This is a genomic window from Streptomyces tremellae, assembly GCF_039540215.1.
Lineage (GTDB): Bacteria > Actinomycetota > Actinomycetes > Streptomycetales > Streptomycetaceae > Streptomyces > Streptomyces tremellae.
In genome coordinates this window covers 199,047-224,544 of sequence record NZ_BAABEP010000001.1, presented here as the reverse complement: position 1 = coordinate 224,544, position 25,498 = coordinate 199,047, and the positions used below count along the sequence as shown (strand labels likewise).

The following is a 25,498-nucleotide window of genomic DNA, read 5'->3' as shown; positions in this document are numbered from 1 at the left end:
CCGCCGGCGGGCACGGGGCCCGCCGGCGGGGGCGCGGTCAGACGAGGGCGGGGTAGTCGGTGTAGCCCTCGGCGCCGCCGCCGTAGAAGGTGGCCTGGTTCGCCTCGTTGAGCGTGGCGCCGCTGCGCCACCGCTCGACCAGGTCGGGGTTGGCGAGCAGCGGTCGCCCGACGGCGACCATGTCGGCCAGGCCCTCGGAGACGATCGCCTGCGCGGACTCCAGGCTGGTGACGGCGGCGAAGCCGTCGTTGGCGATGGTGACGCCGCCGAAGCGCGCGGTCAGGTCCCGGGCCAGCGCGGAGCGCGGGTCGGCGACATAGGAGAGGTAGGCGATCCCCAGCGGGGCGATCGCGTCGACGAGCGTGCCGTACGTCGCCGCCGTGGCCTGCTCGTCGTCCTCAATGACGCCCTGGATGTTGTGCGCGGGGGAGATGCGGATGCCGACCTTCTCGGGGCCGATCGCCTCCGCGGCGGCGCGCACCACCTCGATGGCGAAACGTGCCCTGTTCCCGGGAGTGCCGCCGTAGCCGTCGGCGCGCAGGTTGGAGGTGGGGCCGAGGAACTGGTGCACCAGGTAGCCGTTGGCTGCGTGCACCTCGACGCCGTCCAGGCCCGCGGCGACCGCCTGCCGGGCGGCGTGCGCGAACTCCTCGATCACAGAGGGGATTTCGGCCTCCTCCAGGGCGCGCGGCACCGGTTGGGGCTGCATGCCCTTGCGGGTGAAGATCTCACCGGGGGCGGCGACGGCGCTCGGTGCCACCAGCTCCGGCGTGGTCTTGTTGTCGGGGTGGCCGACCCGGCCCGCGTGCATGAGCTGGGCGAAGATGCGCCCGCCTCTCGCGTGCACCGCGTCGGCGACCGCGCGCCAGCCCTCCACCTGCGCGTCCGAGTGCAGCCCGGGGGTGGCGAAGTAGCCCTGGCCCGTGGCGCTCGGCTGCGTGCCCTCCGTTATCAGCAGGCCGGCCCCGGCGCGCTGGGCGTAGTACTCGGCGACGAGCGCGGTCGGGACCCCGTCGTCGTCGGAGCGGTTGCGGGTCATCGGGGCCATGGCGACGCGGTTGGCGAGGGTGAGCTTGCCGACGTTGATCGGGTCGAACAGTGTGGACACGAGTGTGCTCCTCGACTGGCTGTCACAGGGCGCGGCGCCGGGTCTCGGCCCGTGCGCCACGGTCTTCCTTGCTACTCCGGAGGGTCAACGCCCGGGCGGTGACACCCATTCCGCCTCCCGGGACCTTTCGTCCGGCCGCCGCCCCGGGCCGGGGCGTCGGTCCCGCGCCGTCACCGCGGCGGCGCCGAGCAGGGCGACGGCCGCGGCCAGGGACAGCGTCACCGTGAGCCCGGCCGAGTCGACCAGCAGGCCCCCGGCCGCTGAGCCCGCCGCGAGGCCGATCTGGATGGTCGACACGAACACCGCCTGGCCGCCCTCGGCCCCGGCCCCGGCGGTCCGCATCAGGAAGATCTGGAGGCTGATGGGGAGCGCGCCCCAGAACACCCCCCCACGCCGCGACGGCCGCGACGACCGCGGCGGGGCTGCCGGCCGCCCAGGGCAGCACGGCGACGCACGCCGCGGTCAGGGTCATGAAGACGGCCACGGCGCGCTTGGGCGCCGCGTCGAGCACCCGGGTGAAGCCGAAGTTGCCCACCAGTCCGGCCGCGCCGAACCCGAGCAGGGTGAGCGTCACCCCCGAGGAGCCGAACCCCGCGTCGTCGCGCAGGTAGGGCTCCAGATAGGTGTACGCGGCGAACTGGGCGGCGAACGTCGCCACGCACGCGATCAGCACCGTGCGCGACCTGCCGTCCCGCACGATCGCGACCAGGTCGCGCACCCGCTGCCCGGCGCCGGGAGGCAGGGAGGGCAGCAGCAGGAGCTGGGCGAGGAGGGCGAGCGCGGCGAGCGCGGCGCCGAGCGCGAACGCCGCCCGCCACCCCGCGAGGCTGCCGACCAGGGCGCCGAGCGGCAGGCTCGCCACCGTGGCGAGGGCGATGCCGCCGGTCACCGTGGCGGTGGCCCTGGTGGCGCCACGGGCGTCGACCAGGCGCGGCGCGACGCTGCTGCCGAACACCCAGAAGCCGCCGACCCCCACGCCGAGCAGCAACCGCGCTGCCAGCATCACCCCGAGCCCCGGGCTCACCGCCCCGAGCAGGTTCGACAGCCCGATCAGCGCGGCGAGCGCCACCAGGACCGTCTTCCGGTCGATCCGGCCCGCGGCCAGGGTCGCGACGGGGGCGGCCACCATGGCGGCGAGACCCGGCATCACGACCAGCAGCCCCGCGGTCCCCGAGGAGACGCGCAGTCCCGCGGAGATGTCGGAGAGCAGCCCGATCGGCAGGAACTCCGAGAGCACGAGGCTGAACGAGCAGAAGGCCACCGACACCACGGCCGCCCACGCGCGGGCCCGGGGCGGCGCGGCGGTCTCCGGGACGTCGGCGCGGGTGGCGGTCATCGCCCCGCCGGCCGCGGCAGCGGGCCGCGGGGCGCGGCGGCGGTGTGCTGCGGGCGGTCGGGCCCGGTGTGCGGTGTGCGGGCGGAGCCGGTGCCGGTGTGTTGTGCCGGGCGAGCCGTCATCGCGTCCTCCTGGTACGGGGGCGGGAAGCGTTGCACGCGGCACCGTAGCACTGTTTTTGACCGCTCGGATAAAAACGTGCCCGACCGCGCCGGGTGAGCGCGGTCGGCGTCCGGGTGTCATGAGGCCCGGCGGGGCCCGGATGTGGGGATGTGGCGGGAGTCCGGTGTCGTCCCACCTTCGAAACATGTGCCGTAAGGCTGGAATGTCTGTTTCCTTGGGTCGTCGATCCGCTCTCGCCTGGCATAACACGAACCTTCTCCCGCTCTATTGACGGCCCAAGTCGCCCGCATTACGGTCGTGAAACCGGATTGCGGGATGTCATCCCATCATCCGGAACATCCGCAGGAGCAAGGATGCTCCAGAAGGGCGGGACTTCCCATGAGCCTCGACAACGGCAGCGCCGCCGGCGCCCCGGCCGTGCCCCCGTACGACACGCCCGCGGAGCACCCGGTGCACGCGGTCTACTCCTCCGAGGACTTCCAGCGGCTCAGCCGGGAGCGCGGGCGGCTCGCCTGGTGGCTCACCGGCGTGACGCTCGCCGTCTATCTCGGCTTCTTCCTCTGGGTGGCCCTCGGCCCCGGCTCGCTCTCCGCGCCCGTCGCCGGGTTCGGGTCGAGCGGTCTGCTGGTCTACCTGCTGCTCTCCCTGGCCGCGTTCGCCCTGGTCGCCGTCTATCTGCGGGTGACCACGCGGCGCATCGTGCCGCTCCAGGGCGCCGTCGCCGCCCGCGCGGCCGAACTCCTCGGCGCCGAGGGCGCGCACCGCACGGAGGGACCTGACGCATGAACCACGGACTGACGCTCGGCGTCTTCGGGGTCCTGGTGGTGGCCATGCTGGCGATCATCATCAGGGCCGGGCGGCGCACCCGCACCGCCGGCGACTTCTGGGCCGCCGGCCGTGGCATCGGCTCCGCGCAGAACGGCCTCGCCGTCGCGGGCGACTTCATGTCGGCGGGCACCTTCCTCGGCACCGTGGGCCTGATCTTCCTCACCGGCTTCGACGGCACACTCATCCTGCTCGCCGCGCTGTTCTCGTTCCTGCCCGTGCTGTTCCTGCTCGCGGAACGGCTGCGCAACTCCGGCGCGTACACCCTCGCCGACGTGCTCTCGCTGCGCTTCCGCGGCGAGGCGGTGCGCGGCTCGGCCGCGGTGAACACGCTCGTCGTGTCGTTCTTCTACCTCTTCGCGCAACTCGTCGGTGCGGGAACCCTGTTGCAGGCACTCTCCGGGCTCTCCTTCACCACGGCCGTGCTGATCACCGGCGCCTTCATGACCGTGTACGTGACCCTCGGCGGGATGCTCGGCGCCACCTGGGTGATGATCGTCAAGGCGCTGCTGCTCGTGGTCGCGGCCCTGGTGCTGACCGGAGCCGTACTCGCCCACGCGGGCTGGGACTTCGGCGGGCTGCTGCACACCGCGGCGAGCCGCACCCCCGCGGGCGACGCCATTCGCGGCCCCGGCCTGCTGCTGCCGCACGGCCACGCGATCGACCAGACCGACATCGTCTCGTACGGTCTCGTCTACATGCTCGGCACCGCCGGGCTGCCGCACGTCCTGGTCCGCTTCTTCACCGTCCGCGACGGCCACACCGCACGCCGCTCGCTCGGCTGGGCCATCGGTGTCATGGGCGTCTTCTTCGGCCTGATCGTGGTCATCGGCTTCGGCGCCCGCGCCCTGCTCAACTCCGCGGCGGCCAAGGAGGCCTCCGCGGCCGGCGGCAACCTCGTGGCACCCATCCTGGCCCGCGAGCTCGCGGGCGGTGCCGGCAGCGCCTGGGGCGACATCAGCCTCGCGGTGATCTCAGGCGTCGCCTTCCTCACCATCCTCGCCGTGGTCTCCGGGCTGCTGCTGTCCGCTTCCGGCGCGGTCGCACACGACCTGTGGACCGGCAGCCTGCACCGCAACAGCCCCAAGGCCGCGCGGCAGGAGCCCGCCGTCGCCCGCGTCACCGCCATCGGCATGGGCGTCCTCGCCACCCTCGGCACCTGCGCCATCGGCTCGGGACGCAACATCACCTTCCTGCTGGGGCTGGCCTTCCTGGTCGCCGCGAGCGCCAACCTGCCGGTCGTGCTGCTCACCCTGTTCTGGAAGCGGTTCACCGCGCGCGGCGCCGTCTTCGGGCTGCTCGGCGGCCTGCTGGTGTCGATCGTGGTGATCGCGCTCTCGCCGACCTGGCTGCACGACAACGCGGTCATCAAGCTCGACTACCCGGCCGTCATCTCCATCCCCGCCGGCTTCCTGATCGCGTGGCTCGCCACCGTGCTCGGCAGGACCCGCCCCGACCCCGCCGCCTGGGAGTCGATGTCCGTACGCACCCAGCTCGGCGTCGCCCCGGAGCCGGCCGAGGTCCCCGCCCGCACCTGACCCGCGCCGCGCGCCCCCGGGCGCGCGCCCGCACGCACCCCGGCACCAGGACCACGCGTCCGCACGCCGCGCCGGGCCACCTCGGCCCGGCGCACCCGGCCGCCCCGCCGGCCGCGCACAGAAGGACACCGCATGCCTCAGCCCCACCAGACCATGGCGGCGGTGACGCCCGACGGCGTCACCGTCAAGGGCCTCGACCTCGTCGACGACCTCATCGGCGCCGTCCCGTTCACCGACATGGTGCACCTGGAGATCACCGGGCACCTGCCCGCGCCCGGCGCCCGTGCCGCCCTCGACGCGGTACTCGTCGCCCTCACGGAACACGGCACGACCGCCACCGCGGTGGCCGTGCGCCTCACCGACCTGGGCGCGCCCGGGGCGCTCCAGGGCGCGGTCGCCGCGGGGCTGCTGGGCGCGGGCGACCGCTTCCTCGGCGCCCTCGACGGCGCCGCACGGCTGCTCCAGGAGTGGCCCGACGACGCCGAACCCGACGCGCACGCACGCCGGCTGGCCGAGGAGGCGCGCAGCCGCAGGGACCGGCTGCCAGGACTCGGCCACCCCGTGCACACCGAAGGCGACCCGCGCACCGCCCGGCTGTTCGCCGTCGCCGACGCCGCCGGGCTCGACCCGGCGCCGCGCGAGCGGTTCCTGCTGCTCCAGCACCACGCCGAGCGGGCCGCGAACCGGACGCTGCCCGTCAACGTGGACGGCGCGTCCGCCGTCCTGCTCACCGCCGCCGGCATCCCCTGGCAGGTGTGCCGGGGCATCGCGCTGGTCGCCCGCGCCGCCGGGCTCGTCGGCCACCTCTGGGACGAACACCGGGCCCCCGCCGCGCAGGCGATGCTCGACGCCGCGGACGCCGCCGCCCCCTACCGCGCCCCGGAGGCGACCAAGTGACCACGTTCCCGCACCAGTCCGCGCCCGCCGAAGGCTCCTGGCGCGACCCCGCGGCCGAGGCCGTACCCCTGCCGGTGCTGCTGCGCGAGCGCGCCGCCGCCGCACCCGACGCGGTGTTCGTCGAGGACACCGCGGAAGGCCCCGTCACCTACGGCGGGTTCGAGGAACTCGTGCACGCCTGGCGCGGCGCGCTGCACGCCGCGGGTGTGCGGCAGGGCGACCGGGTCGTGACGATGTTCCCCACCGGGCCGGAGGCGCTCGTGGTGTGGATGGCAATCGCCAGGCTCGGTGCGGTCGAGGTGCCGCTCAACACCGCCTACCACGGCCGGGTCCTCGCGACCGTGCTCGCCGACGCCGCCCCCGCGGCCGCCGCGGTGCACCCCCGCTGGGCCGAACGCTTCGCCCCCGCGCAGGCGCCCGAGTCCCTCGCGCTGCCCGTCCTGACCGGCGCCGGCGGCCCCGGCGGCGCCCCGGGCCCGGCGGGCGCGCGGCCTGGAACCGTCCTCCCGCCCGAGCCCGAGCTGCGTGAACACACCACCGCCACCGTCGTCTACACCTCCGGCACCACGGGCCGCTCCAAGGGCGTCCTGATCCCGTGGCGCCAGCTGGAGCGCTCCGCCGTCTGGTGCATCCCCCTCGACGAGGCAGGACCGGACGACCACTGGTACGTGCCCGTCCCACTGTTCCACGTCAGCGGCAAGCTCTCCGTGTACGCGGCGGCCCTGACCGGCGCCCGCGCCGTCACCAGGGACGGCTTCAGCACCTCGCGCTTCTGGCCCGACGTGCGCGCGTACGGGTGCACGACCACCCTGCTGCCGGGCAGCGCGGCCCGCTACCTGGAGTCGGTGCCACCCGCCCCGGGCGACGCCGACAACCCGCTGCGCAACGTCTTCGTGGCGCCCTTCCCGCGCGACCGCGCGGCGTTCGCCGCCCGCTTCGGGGTACGGCTGACCACGGCCTTCAACATGACCGAGGTGAGCTGCCCCGTCGTCAGCGGCTGGCAGCTCGGCCCCGAGGGCAGCTGCGGCCGGGCGCGGCCGGGCGCGCAGATCCGCATCGTCGACGCGTACGACCGCGAGGTCCCGGACGGCGAGACCGGCGAACTCCTCGTGCGCACCGACTCCCCGTGGGAGATCACCGCCGGCTACCTCGGCCTGCCCGACGCGACCGCCGAGGCCACCCGCAACCTCTGGTTCCACACCGGCGACCGGTGCCGCCGCGACGCCCAGGGCTGGGTGTACTTCGTGGACCGCTCGGGCGACGCCATCAGGCGCCGCGGCGAGAACATCTGCTCCACCGACGTCGAGGCGGCCCTCGGCGGGCACCCCGCCGTCGCCGAGGCGGCCGTCGTCGGCGTCCCCTCCGAGTGGGGCGAGCACGACGTCAAGGCGTTCGTGGTGGCCCGCGAGGGCCGCGACCCGGACGGCGTGCCCGGCGGACTCGCCGCCGACATCGCCGACTACGCGCGCAGGGAACTCCCGCGGTTCATGGTGCCGCGGTACGTCGAGATCGTGGACGACCTGCCGCGCACCCACACCCAGCGCGTCCGCAAGGCCGAACTGCGCGCACGGACCGGGCACGACGAGCGCCCCGGCCGCTACCACGACGCCGGCCGCTGACCGCCGCGCGACCCACCCCTCACCGCACGACTGGCCGGGCGGCGCGCCCGGCCGAGCGAAAGGCCACCCGATGAGCATCACCCTCGAACGCGAAGGACAGGTCGCCGTCGTGACCATCCGCCGCCCCGAGCGACTCAACACCCTCGACATGCCCACCCTGGACGCACTGCGGGACGCCTGGATCGAGATCCGCGACGACGACGGGCTGCGCGCCGCCGTCCTCACCGGCGAGGGCGACCGCGCCTTCTGCGCGGGCGCCGACCTCAAGGACTTCCTGCCCCGCCCGCACCCGCTGCGCGACCTGTGGAACCCCGGCGTCGAACTCCGGCCCGACCGCGGTCTCGAACTGTTCAAGCCGGTCGTGGCCGCCGTCAACGGCTACTGCCTCGGCGGCGGTCTCACCCTGATGCTCTCCACCGACCTGCGGGTCGCCGCCGAGCACGCCACCTTCGCCACCCCCGAGGTCGGCCACGGCATCCTCGCGAGCTGCGGCGGCACCCAGCGCCTCGCCCAGCAGCTGCCGCGCGCCCTCGCGATGGAGATGCTGCTCACCGGCGACCGCGTCGACGCGGAGACCGCCCTGCGCTGGGGCCTCGTCAACCGCGTGGTCCCCGCGGCCGACGTGCTGCCCACCGCGCTCGAACTCGCCCAGCGCATCGCCCGCAACGCCCCGATGGCCGTCCAGGCCACCAAGGAACTCGCCCTGCGCTCCGGGGACATGGACACCGCGTCCGGGCTCCGCCTGGAGGACGCCATGGTGCGGCTGCTCCAGGACAGCGAGGACTTCGCCGAGGGCGTCAAGGCGTTCGCCGAGCGCAGGCCCGCCGAGTTCCGGGGGCGGTGACGATGCCGCACACCGCAGGTGCCGCGCCCGCGCGCGGCATCGCCGCCAGAGTGGCGCGCCCCCGGCCCGCACCGCCGCCGTCCACCCTGGCCGACCTGGTGGCCGCGCAGGCGCGCTGGCGGCCGGGGCACACCGCCCTCGTCGACGAGGCGGGCGAACACACCTACGGCGCGCTGCACCGCAGGGTGACCGAACTGGCCGAAGGGCTCCGCGCGCTCGGCGTCCTGCCGGGCGACCCGGTCGCGGTCGCCGACGACCCGTGCGCCGACATGGTCGCCCTCTACCTGGCGACCGCGCTCACGGGCGCCGTGCTCGTACCGCTCAACACCCGCCTCACCGAAGGCGAGCTCGCGGTACCGCTGGGCATGGCGCGGCCCGTGCTCGCCGCCGCCCCGGCCGACCGCGCGGCCGTCCTGTCCCGCGCCCTCGACCGCTGCGGCACCGACACCGTGCTGCTCGCGGGCGGCCCGGAGTCCTCCTGGGCCGACCGTATCGCCGCCGCCGGCGCCGACCGCGCGCCCTCCGGCACCGGCGACGCGGGAGCCGCGGGCCCCGAAAGTCCGCACCTGCTGCTGTTCACCTCGGGTACCACCGGCGCCCCCAAGGCCGCGGTGCTCTCCCAACGGCGCAGCATCGGGGACGCGTTCGGCGCCGCGTTGGCCTCCGGAGTACGGCCGGACGACCGGCTGCTCGCCTACCAGCCGCTCTACCACACCGGCGGCTGGGACTTCCTCAAGCAGTACCTGCTCGCGGGCGGCTCCGCCGTACTCATGCGGAAGTTCGATCCTGACACCGCGCTCGACCTCATCGAACGCCATCGCTGCACCTCGCTGTTCGCGGTCCCGCTGGTCCTCGCGAGGCTCCTCGGCTCGCCCCGGCTCGCCCGTACCGACCTGTCGTCGTTCCGCCGCCTCATGTACGCGAGCTACGAGCCGAGCCGGCTGATCCCCCGCGCCGTCGCCGCCTTCGAGGAGCGCGGGGCGCGCGGGGTGCGCCTCGAACACGTCTACGGGCAGACCGAGGCGGGCTCGTTCATCACCACCCTGCGCCCCGAGGACGCGCGCCCGGACAACCTGGACGCCGTGGGCACCCCCGTGCCCGGCGTGACCGTGGCCCTGCTCGACCCCGAGCAGCGGCAGGTGGCCGAAGGGGAGACCGGCGAGGTGTGCGTACGCGGCGAGACCGTCATGCTCGGCTACCTCGACAACCCCGGGGCCACCGCCGCCGCGTTCGAGGGCGGCTGGCTGCACACCGGCGACCTCGGCCGCAGGGACGCGGACGGGCAGCTCAGGATCGTCGGGCGGCTCAAGGACATGGTGCGCACCGCCGGCGAGAACGTCTTCCCGAAGGAGGTCGAGAGCGCCCTCGTCGAACACCCGGAGGTGCTGGACTGCGCGGTGTTCGGCACGCCCGACGACGAGTGGGACGAGCGGGTCGCTGCCGTGGTGGTGCGCGCACCGGGCTCCGCCCTGACGGCGGAGTCGCTCGTCACCCATCTCCGCCCGCGCCTCGCCGGGTTCAAGCTGCCCCGCACCGTGCGCTTCGTGACGGCGATCCCCAAGACGCCCGCGGGCAAGACCGACCGCAAGGCCCTGCCCGCCCTGCTGGCGGCCCCGGCCGACGCGGAGCCGGCCAGGGGGGCGACGCCGTGACCGCCCGCGCGGCCGGGGCCGCGGGAACCGCCTCGCCTATCCTCGGCTCACGGCGGCATTCGAGGAGGAAGCATGGCGGACGGGCGCGGCGACCCGCTGCTCAGCGTGGAGCGCAGCATCGCGGTACTGGACCTGTTCACGTCCAGGCGGGGCACCCTGACCCTGGCGGAGATGCAGGAGCTGCTGCCGTGGCCGCGGACCACGCTGCACCGCTACGCGCACTCGCTGCGGCAGACCGGCATGCTCTCGTACGACACCAGGAGGAGCCGCTACCGGCTCGGGCCCAAGCTGGTGCGACTCGGGGCCGTCGCGCTCAACGGGCTGCCCCTCGCGGAACTCGCGGGGCCGCTGCTGGAGCGGCTCGTCCGGGTCACGCAGGTCACGGCGCTGCTGACCATCTGGGACGGCGACGCGCCCCTGGTGGTGCGGGAGAACGACAACACCGACCAGCTGGTCTCGCTGAAGATCCGCGAGGGATCGCACCTGCCCGCGTACGACTCGGCGGCGGGGCAGGTCTTCCTCGCCTTCTCGCCGACCGCCCGCGAGCGCTTCGACAGCCAGCAGGACCCGGGCGCCGACCTGGCGGAGCGGGAACGCACCCTCGCGGCCGTACGGCGCGACGGCCTCGCCTACACCGAGGTGCTCTCCGGCCTGCGGGCCTATGCGGCACCGGTGTTCCAGGCGGGGGAGCTGGTCGGCGCGATCAGCATCCTGGGCACGGTCTCGCAGCTGCCGGAGCCCGGCCCCTCGGAACCCACCACGCGGCTGCTCGCCGTCTGCCGGCGGCTGACCGAGGCGCTCGGCGAGGAGTCCCCGGAGGAACCGGGCGCCCTGACGGGCGGCGACCTCGCGCCCGAGGCGCTGCCCCGGAGCGGCGTCGCACCGGAGTGACCAGGCGGCGGCCGGGCGGCGCCCACGCGCGTACGGAAGGAGCGACGACGCCATGACCATCGACGTCACCAGGGACGGCCCGGTCCTCACCCTCACCCTCAACCGCCCCGAACGCCTCAACGCCCTCACGGGCCCCGACTACCGCGACCTCTCGGCGGCCTGGCGTGAGGCGGGCGAGGACGACCGGGTACGGGCCGTCGTGCTGACCGGCGCGGGGGAGCGCGCCTTCTGCACCGGAGCGGACCTCAGGGACACCATCCCGCACCCGCCGCCGCTGCTCGACCTCGCCAAGCCGATGGCCGCGGTGCGGCCCGACCGCGCCCAGCCGCTGTGGAAGCCGGTGGTCGCGGCGGTGCGCGGGTACTGCCTCGGCGGGGGGCTGACCCTGATGCTCCGCACGGACCTGCGGGTCGCGGCCGAGGACGCGGTCTTCGGCCTTCCCGAGGTCGCCTGGGGCATCCCCGTCAACTGCCCGCCCGGGGAGCTGAGTTCGTCCCACCCGGCGGGCGCGCGCTGGACCCTCACGGGCGACCGCTTCGACGCCGCGGAGGCGTACGGCTACGGCCTCGTCAACCGCGTCGTACCGGCGGACCTGGTCCTCGCCACGGCGACCGCGCTGGCCCACCGGGTGGCGGAACACCCCCTGGAGGACCTGATGGCGGTCAAGTACCTGGCCCTGTCGCACTGACCGCGCGCGACGCACTGGCCGCGCCCGCGACGGCCCTCGCGCGTCACCCGCTCCCCGGCCCGGCCGCCCCGCGCCGGGGAGCGGCCGGCCCGGGTGGGCCTGCCGCGCCGGTGGGCGGGGTGTCACACCGTCCGGTGCAGGACGAAGTCCGCGATGCCCGTCATGCGGGTGACGGCGTCCGCGCGCAGACCTGCCGCCGTGAGGGCGGCCACCGCGTGTTCTGTGTGCTCGGCCGCGGCCCGCGCGGACTGCTCGCGGCCGCCCGCCTCGGCCACCAGGCGCGTCGCCTCCGGCAGGTCCTCGCGGGCCGTGCCGCCGGCCACCAGCGCCCGCAGCCGCTCGCCCGCCGGGGTGCCCGACGCCAGGGCGCACACCACCGGGTGGGACTTCTTCGCTGACAGCAGGTCGCTGCCGATGGGCTTCCCGGTCGCCCCGGGGTCGCCGAACAGCCCCAGCAGGTCGTCCGTGATCTGCCCGGCGAGCCCGAGCCGCAGGCCGAAGGCGGCGAGCGCGCGGGCGGCCCGCTCGTCCCCGCCTCCCGCAAGCGCGCCCAGTTCGCACGCCGCCGACACGAGGGCACCGGACTTCGCCTCCGCCATCGCCGTGTACTCGGCCGGGGAGACGTCGTCACGCGACTCGAAGGCGATGTCCATCGCCTCGCCCTCGGCCATCCGCGTCACCGCCTCCGCGAGCACCGCGACCGACCGCGCCGTGTGGGCCGCGGGCCGCGCGGCCAGCACCCGGAACGCCTGCGCGAGCAGGGCGTCCCCGGTCAGCATCGCGCGCGGGGCGCCGAAGACGTCCCACGCCGTGGGCCTGTGGTGGCGCAGGCGGTCGCCGTCGATGATGTCGTCGTGCAACAGCGTGGCCGCGTGCACCAGTTCGGCCGCCACGGCGGCCTCTGCCGCGTCCGCGGGGTCGCCGCCCGCCGCCTCCGCGCACGCCCGCACGAGCAGCGGCCGCAGCAGCTTGCCGCCCGGCCGGTCCGTGGGGCGGCCCTCCTCGTCCAGCCACCCGAAGTGGTAGCCGGCCGCGACCGCCGTCGCCGCGGGCAGCGCGTCGACCCAGCCTCGCAGCGCCTCCCGCACATCGGCCGCCGGGTCCGTTCGCCGCGGGGTGCCGGGCTCCTCACCGGGCGCGAGCGCGCGTATGTCCATGCCGTACCAAGCCTCCTGACCCCGGCACGGCACGCGGCGGCGCCGCGGCGGCCCCGGCAGGACCGGCCGTGTCCGGTCCGGAACCCTACCCGAGCGAGGCCCGGGGCCCCGGGCGTCCCGGCCGCCCCTCAGGACAGCCGCCCCGGAGCAGCGCTTCGGCCCGTTCCTCGCCATCCTGCCCGGCACGGTGAACGACGTCGTCGTCGACGACCCCGCCACCCTCGGCCACCTGGGTGGCGGCTGGTGGCGCACCCCGAGCGACCCGACCGGCTTCCGGCACACGGCAACGCCGAGGCGCACGGCGACCTCGGCGCCGCCCACCGCATCGGCGACCCCCCCGGGACGGTTCCGAGGCCGCCCAGGGCGCCGCGCCCGTCGTGGTGACGTACGGGCTGCCGGACGGGCGGACCGGCACGGTCCTCACCATGGAACGCACGTGGGTGCCCCGGGCGGTGCGCGGCACCGGCAGGCTCACCGAGCAGGTCCCGCCGGTGCTGCTGCCCACCGACACCGCCCGCTTCGGCGACGGCACGCCCGTCCCGTACGGCGAGGACGCCGGGGCGAGTGCCGAGGGCCTCGTCGTCCGGCGGGGCGGTACGTCCGTCACCGTCGAGTGGGGGAGAGCGCCCGCGGCCACCGTGGAGGCGACGGACGTGACCCTGCTGCGCGGGGGAGCGCGCAGGATCCACGTCCTGCGCGTCCCGCACGGCGGCACCCTCACGACGGTCGTGCGGGCGGGCTGAGCCGACGGGCCTCGACACAGGGGGCCTTCCCGGCGAAGGCGGCGCGGGGGCACGCCACGGGACGTGCCCCCGCGCGGGTGGCGCCCCGGGTGCGGCCCGGCCGGTGCGCCGGGCCGCGGGGAGGGAGCGGGGCGTCAGTGCAGGGTGAACTTCTGGGCTGCGGAGCCGTTGCAGTCCCAGATCCGCAGCCGCGTGCCGTTGGCCGTCGCGCCGTCCGGCGAGTCGAGGCAGCGGCCGGACTGCGGGTTGAGCAGCGAACCGTCGCTCTGCTGCACCCAGTTCTGGCCGCCGACGCCGTTGCAGTCCCAGAGTTCGACCTCGGTGCCGGCCGCGGTGCCGTTGCCGTCGATGTCGAGGCAGCGCCCGATGGTGCTGAGCGAGCCGTTCGCGTGGTGGGTCCAGTACTGGTCCTCGGCGTAGGACTGGCAGTCCCACAGCTGGACCGCCGCGCCGTTGACGCCGGTGTCGTCGGCGGCGACGTCCACGCACTTTCCGCCGGGCCCGGTGATCGTGGACTGCGGACCGTTGGGCACGTCGGTCTCGCCGGAGTACCCGGCCGACACGATGTTCGCCTGCACCGCGTTCTCCGCCGCGTCGGTGGGATAGCCGGAGACCATCACGCCCTCGAAGAACGTGCCCATGTTCCAGTTGCTGTTGTCGCCGCCCGTGCCCAGGATGATGCCGCCCTCCTGGTGCATGGGCCGGTAGCCGCCGCGGGTCGGCAGGGCGCCGTCCCACCACGTCGACAGGGCGCCCGACTGGGAGTTGCCGCCCTTGAGCGCGTAGGTGGTCTGGCCGTCGTTCTTCAGCACGGCGGTGACGAACGGGGTGTTGTTGCCCCTGTTCGCGGTGTTGGAGCCGTTGTCGCCCTGGAACATGCCGTTCTCCAGGTCGGCCTCCACCCAGGGCCCTGAGCCGGTGCAGGGCGCGAAGTAGCAGGTGGTCGCGATGGAGACCGCGTCCATGTGGCCGTTGCCCGTGTCGGCCGGCGTGCTCTCGGCGTTGCCGTAGTCGAAGCAGCAGGCGGAGCCCACATGGGTGCCGCTCGCCACCATGTAGGCGCCCTCAGCCTGGCCGTTGACCGCGGTGCCGGACGCCGCGCTCCTGGAGCGGTAGCCCACGCCGGGCGAGATCCAGATGCCGTACGCCTTGTGCCCGCCGACCGTCACCGCGAGTTCGGCGGCGTCCGCGCCGCGGTCGGCGCCCATGCCCGAGGTGCCGGCGGGGCCCGGCGTGAGGTCGTTGTGCCGGGGCGACTGGTCGTAGATCTTGTCGATCCGGCACTGCGTGTCGGCGCAGAAGGCGTCCTGCGCCTGGGCGTCGGCGTAGCCCCCGGCTGACAGCAGCCCGATGTCGGCGCTCGCGCCGTCCGAGGTGCGGGTGACCTGGTAGAGCGGTCCGTCGTAGGAGGCGTACAGGGCGCGCGTGGTGCTGTGCGCGGCCACGCAGGGCGTGCCCGCCGCGCCGTAGATGTCGCAGGGCAGCGAACCGGCGGCCTGCGCCGCCGGGGGCAGGGCCGTGCCGAGGCCGAGCAGCAGCCCGGCGACGGCCAGCGCCGAGAGCAGGGCGCGGCGGAGGCGGGCGGACAGGGGAGGCGCCGCGGGGCCGGCGGTGGGTCTTCTTTCGCGCATGGTGTGCTCCAGACGTGGGGTATCAGAGCTCGAACTCGACTACGCGGTGGCCGAAGCGGCCGACTCGGAAGCTACGCCCGCTGTTTGAACCCGTCAATGTTTGTTGCAAATAAGGGAGTTCGGTCTTTCGTTCTGTTGGCAAGTGTTGATTCTCTGGCGGGGTGTCGCTGCTGCCGCCCGGCGCGCCGGGGCCAGTGCGCCGGCGTGTCCCGAACGCACGGAGGCCCGCCGCCCCGAAGGGCGGCGGGCCTCCGTGCGGGTGGCGCCCGGGGCGTGCGGCGTCAGACCGAGGCGGCGACCCTCCGGTCCGCCGAGCCCGCGCGCCGGCCGGGACTCACCGCCTCCTGGAGGATCTCCCGCACGCACCGGGTGTACGACGTGAGCGCGGCGGCGGCCACCTCCGTGTCGGGGTAGCGGCCGAACAGGTACAGCCCCTCAAGGGTGCGCACCACCCACAGGCACGCCTTCCCGCTGTCGGAGAGCCGCAGCAGCGCCCGAGCGTTCCACCCCGCCCAGTCGCGCGCGCCGGGGAAGTCCCGCACGTCCATGTAGGACAGCAGCGAGAACGGGTCGGGGGAGGTCTTCTTGAAGTCGACCCCGAGCAGTTCGCAGACCCGGAAGAACGGCACCCGCGCCACCCGCCGGGCCTCGCGCGCGGAGCGCTGGGCCGTCCGTACCGCCTCGGGGAAGCCGCACCCCGGCGGCAGGTCGATCTCGACGGGGCCGCCCTCCACGTACCACCCCACCGAGGCCGACCACTCGGAGCGCGTACGGGTGTGGAACGGCATCACCGTGCGGTACGGGCCCGTGGCCCCGAGCCCGCGCACCGCAAGCGCGCTGGCCGCCAGCACGCCCGCGGGCAGCGCGCTGCTCTCCTGCTTGCACAGTTCGGCGAGGGCCTCCGTGTCGTCCGCGTCGAGCAGCCAGGCGAACACCGACTTCTGCGGCAGCAGTTCGTCGTCGCCCGTGCCGAGGGGCAGCGGGAAGCCGGGCGGGCGGCCGCCGCTGTCCTCGATGAAACGTTTCCACCTCAGGACCGCCGGGTGGTCGCGCCCCACGAGGGACGCCTGGTGCCGCTGCTCGCGGCTGTAGCCGACATGGCTGCCGGTCGCGGGCAGCGCGGGCGGACGCCCCTCGCGGGCCGCCCGGTAGAACTCCTGGATCTCGTGGACCATCCCGAACAGCGTGTACCCGTCCGTCTGCGTGTGGTCGAAGGCCAGCAGCACGGTCGCCGAGCCCGGCCGCTGCACGGTCTCCACCCCGTAGCACGGCCAGCTCAGGGTGTCGGTGGCCGCATCAAGACGGTCCGTGAGGAAGCGGCCGAGCACCTGGCTGTCCCGGAACTCCCCGAGCACCGCGCTGTCCACGCCGATCACCTCACGCGGGAGCGTGAAGCGGTGCAACTCCCCGCCCTCGCTGCGGAATCCGCTGCGCAGCGTCTCGTGTCTGCCGATCCAGCCCACCAGTGCCCGGCCGAACGCGTCGGTGTCGAGCTCGCCGTCCACCTCGAAGGCGACGCCTCCCCAGTCGGCGGTGCGCGCCCCGCGCTCCTGGAGCCGCACCGTGGTGAGGACGTGGGACTCCTGGTTGTACGACGGCGGTACGGAGTCCCGCTCCGCCCGCCGTGCCGCGGCCAGCGCGGGCGGATGGAGCGTCCACTCCCGTACCTGCCCGGGACGCACGGGGTATTGGCTGAGTTCGGTCATCTTCACACCGGGGACAACGACGCGCCGCGGGGACGGGCACTGTGCCGCGTACGGCACGAGTGTTCGGCTGGGTATCACACGAGTGTCAAGGCCCTGGTTTTCCGCCGTACGCGCCGTACGCGCCCGCGGTCCGCCGCCGTCAACCGAGGCCCGGCGGGCGCACGGACGAGGGCGCGCCCGCGTGCAGCGCGCGCCGCCCGTCGCCGGTGCGCGGCGGCCCGGCCCGCTCGATGACCAGCAGCGCGGTGTCGTCCGCCGCGCGTCCGCCGGTGTGGGCGAGGAGGTCCTGGCGCAGCCGCTGCACCAGGCTGTCGGGGCTGTCGGGCAGGAAGGCCGCCACCCGCTCGGCCAGCGGATAGAACTCCCCGGTGGGCGAGCGCGCCTCGATCACGCCGTCCGTGTAGAGCACGAGCAGGTCGCCCGGTTCGAAGGTGAACGGATCCGTGCGCGGCTCACCTCCGCGCAGCCCCGTCATCCCCAGTGGCGGCGACGGGCTGCGGGGGTGCAGCGGCTCGACCCCGCTGCCGCGCACCAGCAGCGGCGGCGGATGGCCGCAGTTGACCATCTGGGCCTGCGACCCCCGGTCGGGCAGGTCGAGGACGAGGGCGGTGATGAAGTGCTCGCCCGGGTCGTGCTCGGTGTCCGCGACCTCCTCAAGCTCGCGGCAGACGCTCTCCTCCAGGGTGGCCACCAGGTCAGGCAGCGCGGGGTGGCGGTGGGCGCCCTCGCGGAAGGAGGCGAGCACGACGGAGGCCTCGCCGATGGAGGTGAGCCCGCTGCCCCGGACGTCGCCGATGATCACCCGGGTCGAGGGGTGCGCGGCGCGCGCGGTCGCGAAGAGGTCGCCGCCGATCCTGGTCTCGTCCTCCGCGGTCAGGTACAGCCAGGCGACGCGCAGCGGGCCGATCCTGCGGGGCGGGGGCCGCAGCAGCACCCGCTGCGCCGTCTCGGCCACCGACCGCGCCTCGGTCAGCTGTCTCGCACGGCGCTCGCGCGCCAGGCTGACGAGGACCACCAGCAGGGAGAGCACGGCGAGCGCGATGATCTGCGACACGTGGTTGGCCGTGCCGAGCCCGCCGTGGAACACCGCGATGAACACCTGCGCGAGCAGCGCGAGCGCCCCCGCGAGCGCCGTCAGCCGCGCCCCCGCGAGGGCCACGGTGAGCGCGGGCGCGATCACCAGCAGCGGCCCCAGGTGTACGTCGTCCGGCGCCTGGACGTCCACCGCCGTGATCGCCGCGATCAGCGCGAACGGAACCGCGACCAGCTTGCCGCGTCCCGACGGCGGGTCCAGAAGGCGCTCCGACACACTCCTCCTGCCCATTCACCCCGTATACACCCTTTCGGTGGCCGGTGCATGTCTCCCGGACGGTCCCCGGCCGGGGAACCGTCCGGGGCTCAGCGGCGCGGCTCGATCCGCAGACCGCCCGTCATCACCTCGCGGATGTGGCCGCCCGTGAGCATGTCGTGCGGGTAGCCGAGGCCGATCGCGCTCGCCGCGTCGAGGCGGGCCAGCTGGGAGGCGGTGAGCTCGACGTCGAGCGCGCCCAGGTTGTCCGCGAGCTGCGAGGGCGTGCGCGCCCCGACGACCGGCGCGGTCACGGCCGGGTTGCGCAGGGTCCAGGCGAGCGCGACCTGGGCCGAGGAGCGGCCCAGCTCGGCGGCGACCTCCCGCACGGCGTCGGCGACCGCGAGGTTGCGCTCGGTGACGGTGCCGAGGGCGGGATTGAAACTCCTGCGGGTGCCGTCACCCGCGCCCGCCGCGGCCAGGTCGTCACGGCCGTACTTGCCCGTGAGCACCCCGCCGGCCAGCGGCGAGTACGGGACGACGCCGAGCCCCAGCTCGCGCGCCATGGGGATGAGGTCGTGCTCCCCGGCGCGCTCGACCAGGCTGTACTCGATCTCCAGGGCGACAAGCGGCGACCAGCCGCGCAGGTCGGCGAGGGTCTGCCGTTCCCACCCAGGCTGTTGCAGGGGTCATGACCACCCGCACCCCGGACGCGGATCAGGAGCTGGCCGCGTTCCTGCGGACCCGGCGCGAGCGCCTCGATCCGCGTGACTTCGCCCTGCCGCCGCGCCGTGGGGCCAGGCGGACCCCGGGGCTGCGCCGCGAGGAGGTCGCCGAGCTCGCCGGGGTCAGCGTCGACTACGTCGTACGGCTGGAACAGGCGCGCGGGCTGCGGCCCTCCGCCGACGTGGTCGAGGCGCTCGCCCGCGCGCTCCGGCTCGGCCCCGACGAGCGCGCCTGCCTCTTCGACCTGACGAGACAGCGCCGGCGCGACGCGGAAGGGCCCGCCACCACCGCGGCGCCGCAGCTGGCCCGCCTGGTCGCCGACCTGTCGCCGCTCCCGGCCATGCTCATGAACCACCGCTACGACATCCTGGCGTGGAACCCCGAGATGGCCGCCCTGCTCCTGGACTTCGGGACCCTGCCGGCCGCGCGGCGCAACGCGATGTGGCTGTGCCTTGCGCACCCGGAGACGCGCGAGCGCTATGCCGACCGCGAGCGCGTCCTGCGGGAGGGCGTCGCCCATCTGCGCTCCGCGTGGGCCGCGCACCCCGAGGACCGCGTGCCGGCCGGCCTGATCGCCGAGTGCGCCGCCCACGACGAGGAGTTCGCCCGGCTCTGGACCGAGCGCGACGTGCGGGTCAACGGCCGTGGAAGCAAGGCGGTGCGCCATCCCGACGCCGGGGCGCTCGCGGTGCACTTCGAGGTGCTCACGCCGCTCCAGGACACGGACCAGCGGCTGATGATCTGCCGCCCCGCGGACGGGGCGAGCCGCGCGGCGCTCGACGGGCTGACCGGGCGGTGACCCGCGCACGCGGCGGCCTCCCGGCAGTCCTGGGGCCCGCCGGGCAGCGGCGCCCGGTGTGAGGCCGGCCCGCAAAACGCGGACAGGCGTCGGCCGCGGCGGGCCGGCTGACCGCAGGGACGCGGCCCTACCGGGGGTCCGGGCCGTCGTCCCCGCGCGGGCCGTCCTCCGCGCGGGCGCCGCCGTCCCCGGTGTGCGCGGCGTACGGGGCTTCGGCGCCGCGGTCCACGGGGTCGCGGCCCGCGCCGGGCAGCGGCGGGTTCTCGTCCGTGACCTCCGCCGTGCCGCCCGCGGCCGGCAGGCCGTGGGTGCCCACGTGCACCAGGTAGGCGATGACGGCGCCGGCCAGGGGCGCCACCAGGAAGACCCACACCTGGCTCATGGCGTTGTTCGCCGCGAACACGGCCGGGCCGAGCGCCCGCGCGGGGTTGACGCTCGTCCCGGTCAGCGGGATGCCGATCAGGTGGATCACCAGGAGCGACGCGCCGATGGGCAGGCCGTCGAAGCCCTTGGCGCCCTTCTGGTGGGTGGTGCACAGCACCACGAAGACCAGTAGCGCGGTGAGGATCGTCTCCGCGAGGAAGGCGCCGCCCATCGTGATGTGCACCGCCGAGTCCGCGCCGTAGCCGTCGGTGCCGAAGGCGCCCCTGCCGAAGGTCTTGAAGGCCGGTACGGAGCGGGCGAGCCAGGCGAGCAGCGCGGCGCCCGCGAGGCCGCCCGCGAGCTGGGCGACCCAGTAGCAGACGCCCGTCAGGGGGCTGATCCTGCGTGCCAGCACCATGCCGAGCGTCACGGCGGGGTTGACGTGCGAGCCGGAGACCGGCCCGATCGCGTAGACGATGGCCAGCAGGACGAAGCCGAAGGCGAGGGCGATGCCGACGGTGCCCACGAAGGGCTTGGCGAAGATCGCGGTGCCGACGGCGAAGAAGACCAATGCGAGCGTCCCGAAGAACTCGGCGATCAGCGCGTGCGCGTCGAGGGGGCGCGTCGGTGTGCGGCCCGTGCCCGGCGCTGAGCTGCGCGACCCCTGCGATGTGGTGTGTGTAGTGCTCATGACATCCCCTTCGCGGGTGACGGCGAGAGCGGCGGGCGCCGCCCGCGTACACACCGGGAGCCCCCGCACTCCACCGCGTGCGCGACCTCGGCGGCCGCCTCGATCCCGTGGATCACACTCAGTCCCAGCGACCTTAACGCCGCCGCGCCGGGCTGTCGCGGCGAGCGGACCGCGGCCCGGCCGCGCCGGGCACGCACGGTGTTCCGCCGCGCGGGCCACTGGCTACCGTGTCCCCATGGCAGACGAGGGGCCGCGGGCGGCGTCCGCACGCGCCGAGGACGTGCTCGCCCTGCTGCACCTGGTCGGCGGGGCCCGCGGGGCGGGGCCCGCGCTGGAGTGGCTGGCACGGCGCACCGGCGGGACCGCCGCGGTGGTCGCGGACGACGGCTCCGTCGCCGCCTCGGCGCCCGGCCGCCCGAGCCGCGCCGCGCTGGCCGCCGTGCGCGAACTGCGCCTGCGCGGCGCGCCGTCCGGGGTGGCCGGCACCGGCAAGGGGCGCACCGCGCAGGTGGTGGCGCTCGGCCCGGGCGAGAGCCTGGTGGTCGAGGGCAGCGCGGACGACCGGCACGGGCCGCTCCTCGCCGACGCGGCCAGGGTGCTCGAAATGGCCCTGCGCTCACAGGAGTACGCCAGGGACCGGCGCCGCATGGAGGCGGCGCGCGCCCGCGGCAGGGAGGCCGTGCTCCACCTGCTGGTGGGCGGCGACGTCGCGCTCGCCCACCGCGTCTCGGGTGCGATGGGCGACCGGCTGCCCGGCCCGCTGCGCGTGTGCGTGGTCGAGGCCCCCGCCGCCGAGCGCGGCGCCGCTGCCGCCAGGCTCGAACGGGTCGCCGCGGGCGCGGCCTGGATCGTGCCGTGCCCCGTGCGCTCGCGGCACCTGATCGCGCTGGTGCCCGCCCGGATCGCGGGCTGGGAACGGGACGCGCTCGCAGAACTGCCGGAGTGCCGGATCGGGACCAGCGCGGAAGTGGCCCTGCGGGACACGGCCTTGGGCTACGAGCAGGCCTTCCACGCCCTGACCGCCGCCCGCGGCGCCCCCGGCCGCGGTGGGCGCTTCAGCAGCCACGACACCCTCGTGCCGCCGCTCGGCCCGGCCGGCGTCCGGTGGGCCGCCCGGGTGCTCGGACCCTGTCTCGCGTACACACCGGCCAGGCGCTCCGATCCCGACGCGGCGGAACTGCTGGACACACTGGCGTCCTGGCTGACCTTCGGCACTGGAGCCGACCGCCATCTGAAGATCCACCGCAACACCCTCACGGCCCGGGTGCGGCTGCTCGAACAACTCCTGGAGACAGAGCTGTTGACCGGGGTCGCCGGGCGGGCGACCGTATGGCTCGCGCTGCGGCTCCGCACCCCCGCGGCAGCGCCGGGGCCGGGGGGCGAGCCGGGGCTGTCCGCGCTGCTCGCGGCGCCCGCCGCGCAGAGCTGGGCCCACGCCCGCACCCGTCCGCTCGGCGCGTCCGGCCTCGACGCCGTACGCGCCTGGCTCCGCGCGGGCACCAGGCTCGCCGAGGCGGCAGCGGCGCTCGGCATCTCACCGCCGGGGCTGCGCAAGCGCCTCGTACGGGCGGAGGACGCCCTCGGCAGGTCGCTGCTGCACGCCCCGAGCGCCACCCACGAGCTGTGGCTCGCCTTCAGAGCACTCGGGGAGTTGTGAGAACCCGCGTCGCCTCGCCACTGTGCGGGGCGAAACCCGGGGCTGCGGTCACTGGGCGGGAAAGGCCTCGCCCCCTGGAGGGCCGCTCCTCTAGTGTCCTTCTGGCGCGGCCGGGGCGGTGCCGCGCGGGCCCGGCCGGCACGACCACGGGGGAGCCGTGGCGGCGGCCCGCACGTACGCCTCCCCGGTCGGCGCGCCTCAGGTGAGGTGCGCCACCAGGAGCGCGATCAGGGCGAGCGCCGGCGCGAGGACCTGGACCAGGGCCGCGCGGAGCTTGGTGCGGTCGCTCGACACGAGGACGAGGCCCGCGAGGACCATGCTGCCGGTGCCGGTGACCGCCAGCGTCGTGCCGACGGTCACCGTGCCCGCGAGCACCAGGACCGCGCCGACGATGGCGGCCACGGCCAGGAACAGGTTGTAGAACCCTTGATTGTAAGCGAGTTGGCGTGTCTCCTGCGCCTGCTCCGCCGAGGTGCCGAAGGTCGCGCGGGTGGCGGGGGCCGTCCAGCGGAACGACTCGAGGACGAAGATGTAGAGGTGGATCAGCCCTGCGACCATGGCCAGGACGAGCCCCGCGACCAGCATGTGTGCTCCAGTAGTCCAACTGCCCCGTGACCGGGGGCTTCCACGCCGTGCCGACGGGTGCGGCAGGCCGCCGCATCGTAACAGCGGGCGCCCCGCGCGCCCGTGCCAGGCCCGCACGGGCCCCGACCGGCCGGCGAGGACATACGGTGGTCCGTCACGGTGTGCGGTGGTGTGCGCCGTGGTGCCGGCCGGCGGGGCCGGGGTGCGAAAGGTGGAGAACATGCGCCTGTTGTCGGGATGGGTGTCCTGCGGACGCGCGCACCGCGCCGCCCGGGACCGGGCGGCCACGGGGGAGCCGGGCGGGCGGCCAGGCCGGTCCTGCGTGCGGTTCGGCGGCCGGCCGTCGGAGCGTGTGGCGCTCCGCGCGGGGGCGGAGCGCCACCGGCGCGCGGGCACCGTACGGGCGACGCGGCCGCACCGTGCCGGCGCCGCCTGCCAAGACCCCGGGCGCGGCACCGGCGGCGAGCCTCAGCGCGCCCCGTACGGGCCGGGCGCCAGGCAGACGTCGCGCGTCGGAGAGCCCTTCGCAGGGGGCCCGGCGTGAGGACCCTCCTGATCGACAACTACGACTCCTTCACGTACAACCTCTACCAACTGCTCGGCGAGGTGAACGGCAGTGCGCCGGTCGTCGTGCGCAACAGCGCCGACTGGTCCGGCCTGCGCGAGGAGGACTTCGATGCGATCGTCGTCTCGCCGGGCCCCGGCCGGCCCGAGCGCGAGCGCGACTTCGGCATCAGCGCCGACGCGATCCTCGACAGCGGACTGCCCGTGCTCGGCGTCTGCCTCGGCCACCAGGGCATCGCCCACCTCTTCGGCGGTGGCGTCGGGCTCGCCCCGCGGCCGATGCACGGCAGGATCTCCCGGGTCCACCACGAGGGCACGGGACTCTTCGCCGGCCTGCCGTCCCCCTACGAGGTGGTGCGCTACCACTCCCTCGCCGTCACCGCCCTCCCGGCCGGCCTGGAGCGGACCGCGTGGACCGAGGACGGCGTCGTCATGGGGCTGCGCCACCGGACCAGGCCGATCTGGGGAGTGCAGTTCCACCCCGAGTCCATCGGCAGCGAGTACGGCCGCGAACTCCTCGCGAACTTCCGCGACCTGGCGCTCGCGCGGACCGCCGCGCGGCGGCGCCCCCGCTACCGCGTGCACGTGCGCACGGTGCCCCACGAGCCGGACACCGAGACCGCGTACCGCGCGCTGTTCCACGGCCGAGACCACGGCTTCTGGCTGGACAGCGGCACCGTCGTCGAGGGCCTTTCCCGGTTCTCCTTCCTCGGCGACGGCAGCGGCCCGCTCGCCGAGTACCTCACCTACCGCGTCGCCGACCGCGCCGTGACCGTGCGCTCGGGCGGCACGGAGGAGACCGTCGGACGGCCCTTCTTCGACTACCTGGAGGAGCGGCTCGCCGAGCGCGCCGTCCCCACTCCTGAGGGACTGCCGTTCGACTTCAACCTGGGCTACGTCGGCTACCTCGGCTACGAACTCAAGGCCGAGACCGGCGGTGCCGAGGTCCACAAGGCCGAGGCCCCCGACGCCGCCCTCCTCTTCGCCGACCGCATGCTCGCCGTCGACCACGCCGAAGGCGTGAGCCACCTGCTGGCGCTCTCCCTCGGCGACGACACCACCGGCGCCACCGCCTGGCTCGACGCGACCGCGGCACGCCTGCGGACCCTGCCGCCGCCGGCACACGGCCGGGAGCCGGCCCCCTTCGAAGGCGTCGGCATGACCGGGCCGGCCGCCGCGGGCACCGTGCGCCCGCGCCACGGCGAACGCGCCTACCTCGGCCGGATCGCCGAGTGCCTCGAACAGATCCGCCAGGGCGAGACGTACGAGGTGTGCCTGACCAACACGGTCACCCTGCGCGCCGCCGTCGACCCGCTGCGGACCTACGGGCGGCTGCGCCGCATCAGCCCCGTGCCGTACGGCGCGCTGCTGGACTTCCCCGGCGTCGCCGTGCTCTGCGCGTCGCCCGAGCGCTTCCTCACCGTGGGGACCGACCGGGTCGCCGAGTCACGGCCCGTCAAGGGGACCCGGCCGCGCGGCGCGACCCCGGCCGAGGACGAGGCGCTGCGCGGGGACCTCGCGGGCCGGGAGAAGGACCGCGCGGAGAACCTGATGATCGTCGACCTGATCCGCAACGACCTCAACGTCGTCTGCGAGATCGGCTCCGTCCACGTGCCCACGCTCTTCGACGTCGAGACCTACGCCCCGGTCCACCAGCTCGTCTCCACCGTCCGCGGCACGCTCCGCGCCGGGGAGAGCGCGGTCTCCTGCGTCCGTGCGGCCTTCCCCGGCGGCTCGATGACCGGCGCGCCCAAGCTGCGGACCATGGAGATCATCGACCGGCTCGAAGAGGGCCCGCGGGGCGTCTACTCCGGGTCGCTCGGCTGGTTCTCCCTCAGCGGCGCGGCCGACCTCAACATCGTCATCAGGACCCTCGTCGCCGCCGGCGACCGGGTCTCCTTCGGCGTGGGCGGCGCGATCGTCGCCCTGTCCGACCCGGCGGAGGAGTTCGAGGAGACCGTCGTGAAGTCCCGCGCCATGGTCACCGCCGTGCTCGACACCGCGGCACCGCCCGTGGACGGCGAACCGCCGGCCTCTCGCGGAGAGTGACACGGGTGGGGCGCGGTG

At 75.2% G+C, this 25,498-nt stretch carries 21 protein-coding genes; 12 read left to right on the top strand and 9 right to left on the bottom strand.

Annotation, left to right across the window (positions count from 1 at the left end; translation table 11 throughout):
• Window positions 1-37: 37 nt before the first annotated feature.
• Entirely contained in the window at window positions 38-1,108 is a 1,071-nt protein-coding gene (locus tag ABEA77_RS01000) for an alkene reductase (protein WP_345639901.1), read from the bottom strand.
• Window positions 1,109-1,130: 22 nt separating this feature from the next.
• Window positions 1,131-2,444, bottom strand: a complete 1,314-nt coding sequence (locus ABEA77_RS00995) for an MFS transporter (protein ID WP_345639899.1) — start codon at window positions 2,442-2,444, stop codon at window positions 1,131-1,133.
• Between the two features lie 501 nt (window positions 2,445-2,945).
• On the opposite strand from ABEA77_RS00995, the gene ABEA77_RS00990 reads away from it, so the two are divergent.
• The 8 genes from ABEA77_RS00990 to ABEA77_RS00955 all read left to right on the top strand — a co-directional run bounded on the left by ABEA77_RS00990 (window position 2,946) and on the right by ABEA77_RS00955 (window position 11,521).
• A complete protein-coding gene (locus ABEA77_RS00990; RefSeq protein ID WP_345639898.1) occupies window positions 2,946-3,353 on the top strand; it encodes a DUF485 domain-containing protein in 408 nt (135 codons plus the stop codon).
• Window positions 3,350-4,930, top strand: coding sequence for a solute symporter family protein (locus ABEA77_RS00985; protein WP_345639896.1), 1,581 nt, complete (start codon window positions 3,350-3,352; stop codon window positions 4,928-4,930). Before ABEA77_RS00990 ends, ABEA77_RS00985 begins: the two co-directional genes overlap by 4 nt.
• A gap of 132 nt (window positions 4,931-5,062) precedes the next feature.
• Window positions 5,063-5,827 (top strand): citryl-CoA lyase, encoded by a 765-nt coding sequence (locus ABEA77_RS00980; RefSeq protein WP_345639895.1) that lies wholly within the window; start codon window positions 5,063-5,065, stop codon window positions 5,825-5,827.
• Window positions 5,824-7,446, top strand: a complete 1,623-nt coding sequence (locus tag ABEA77_RS00975; protein WP_345639893.1) for an AMP-binding protein — start codon at window positions 5,824-5,826, stop codon at window positions 7,444-7,446. The genes ABEA77_RS00980 and ABEA77_RS00975 overlap by 4 nt, the downstream gene beginning before the upstream one ends.
• Window positions 7,447-7,516: 70 nt before the next feature.
• Window positions 7,517-8,290, top strand: coding sequence for an enoyl-CoA hydratase/isomerase family protein (locus ABEA77_RS00970; RefSeq protein WP_345639891.1), 774 nt, complete (start codon window positions 7,517-7,519; stop codon window positions 8,288-8,290).
• A 2-nt stretch (window positions 8,291-8,292) separates the two neighbouring features.
• Window positions 8,293-9,942 (top strand): class I adenylate-forming enzyme family protein, encoded by a 1,650-nt coding sequence (locus tag ABEA77_RS00965; RefSeq protein WP_345639889.1) that lies wholly within the window; start codon window positions 8,293-8,295, stop codon window positions 9,940-9,942.
• 72 nt (window positions 9,943-10,014) lie between these two features.
• Complete coding sequence (locus tag ABEA77_RS00960; protein ID WP_345639888.1) at window positions 10,015-10,833, top strand: IclR family transcriptional regulator; 819 nt, start codon at window positions 10,015-10,017, stop codon at window positions 10,831-10,833.
• 52 nt (window positions 10,834-10,885) lie between these two features.
• Entirely contained in the window at window positions 10,886-11,521 is a 636-nt protein-coding gene (locus tag ABEA77_RS00955) for an enoyl-CoA hydratase/isomerase family protein (protein ID WP_345639886.1), read from the top strand.
• A 122-nt stretch (window positions 11,522-11,643) separates the two neighbouring features.
• Here ABEA77_RS00955 and ABEA77_RS00950 read toward each other — a convergent pair whose 3' ends face one another.
• Complete coding sequence (locus ABEA77_RS00950; protein ID WP_345639884.1) at window positions 11,644-12,678, bottom strand: polyprenyl synthetase family protein; 1,035 nt, start codon at window positions 12,676-12,678, stop codon at window positions 11,644-11,646.
• A 425-nt stretch (window positions 12,679-13,103) separates the two neighbouring features.
• Between ABEA77_RS00950 and ABEA77_RS00945 the strand changes: the two genes are divergently transcribed.
• Complete coding sequence (locus tag ABEA77_RS00945; RefSeq protein WP_345639882.1) at window positions 13,104-13,421, top strand: hypothetical protein; 318 nt, start codon at window positions 13,104-13,106, stop codon at window positions 13,419-13,421.
• 134 nt (window positions 13,422-13,555) lie between these two features.
• Here the strand turns inward: ABEA77_RS00945 and ABEA77_RS00940 are convergent, their stop codons facing one another.
• The 4 genes from ABEA77_RS00940 to ABEA77_RS00925 all read right to left on the bottom strand — a co-directional run bounded on the left by ABEA77_RS00940 (window position 13,556) and on the right by ABEA77_RS00925 (window position 18,693).
• Window positions 13,556-15,052, bottom strand: a complete 1,497-nt coding sequence (locus ABEA77_RS00940) for an arabinofuranosidase catalytic domain-containing protein (protein WP_345639880.1) — start codon at window positions 15,050-15,052, stop codon at window positions 13,556-13,558.
• A gap of 281 nt (window positions 15,053-15,333) precedes the next feature.
• The gene (locus ABEA77_RS00935; protein WP_345639879.1) at window positions 15,334-16,758 is read right to left on the bottom strand and encodes a condensation domain-containing protein; all 1,425 of its coding nucleotides are present in this window, start codon (window positions 16,756-16,758) and stop codon (window positions 15,334-15,336) included.
• A 139-nt stretch (window positions 16,759-16,897) separates the two neighbouring features.
• The gene (locus ABEA77_RS00930; protein ID WP_345639877.1) at window positions 16,898-18,067 is read right to left on the bottom strand and encodes a PP2C family protein-serine/threonine phosphatase; all 1,170 of its coding nucleotides are present in this window, start codon (window positions 18,065-18,067) and stop codon (window positions 16,898-16,900) included.
• A gap of 89 nt (window positions 18,068-18,156) precedes the next feature.
• The gene (locus tag ABEA77_RS00925) at window positions 18,157-18,693 is read right to left on the bottom strand and encodes an aldo/keto reductase (RefSeq protein ID WP_345640196.1); all 537 of its coding nucleotides are present in this window, start codon (window positions 18,691-18,693) and stop codon (window positions 18,157-18,159) included.
• A gap of 44 nt (window positions 18,694-18,737) precedes the next feature.
• Here ABEA77_RS00925 and ABEA77_RS00920 point away from each other — a divergent pair, with 44 nt between their 5' ends.
• Window positions 18,738-19,571 (top strand): helix-turn-helix domain-containing protein, encoded by an 834-nt coding sequence (locus tag ABEA77_RS00920; protein ID WP_345639876.1) that lies wholly within the window; start codon window positions 18,738-18,740, stop codon window positions 19,569-19,571.
• 127 nt (window positions 19,572-19,698) lie between these two features.
• On the opposite strand, the gene ABEA77_RS00915 is transcribed toward ABEA77_RS00920, so the two are convergent.
• Window positions 19,699-20,625, bottom strand: a complete 927-nt coding sequence (locus tag ABEA77_RS00915; RefSeq protein ID WP_425588175.1) for an aquaporin — start codon at window positions 20,623-20,625, stop codon at window positions 19,699-19,701.
• Window positions 20,626-20,860: 235 nt separating this feature from the next.
• Here ABEA77_RS00915 and ABEA77_RS00910 point away from each other — a divergent pair, with 235 nt between their 5' ends.
• Entirely contained in the window at window positions 20,861-22,282 is a 1,422-nt protein-coding gene (locus ABEA77_RS00910; protein WP_345639874.1) for a helix-turn-helix domain-containing protein, read from the top strand.
• A 198-nt stretch (window positions 22,283-22,480) separates the two neighbouring features.
• Here ABEA77_RS00910 and ABEA77_RS00905 read toward each other — a convergent pair whose 3' ends face one another.
• Window positions 22,481-22,867, bottom strand: a complete 387-nt coding sequence (locus ABEA77_RS00905) for a DUF1304 domain-containing protein (protein ID WP_345639872.1) — start codon at window positions 22,865-22,867, stop codon at window positions 22,481-22,483.
• A 540-nt stretch (window positions 22,868-23,407) separates the two neighbouring features.
• Here ABEA77_RS00905 and pabB point away from each other — a divergent pair.
• Complete coding sequence (gene pabB, locus ABEA77_RS00900) at window positions 23,408-25,480, top strand: aminodeoxychorismate synthase component I (protein WP_345639870.1); 2,073 nt, start codon at window positions 23,408-23,410, stop codon at window positions 25,478-25,480.
• Window positions 25,481-25,498: the final 18 nt, after the last annotated feature.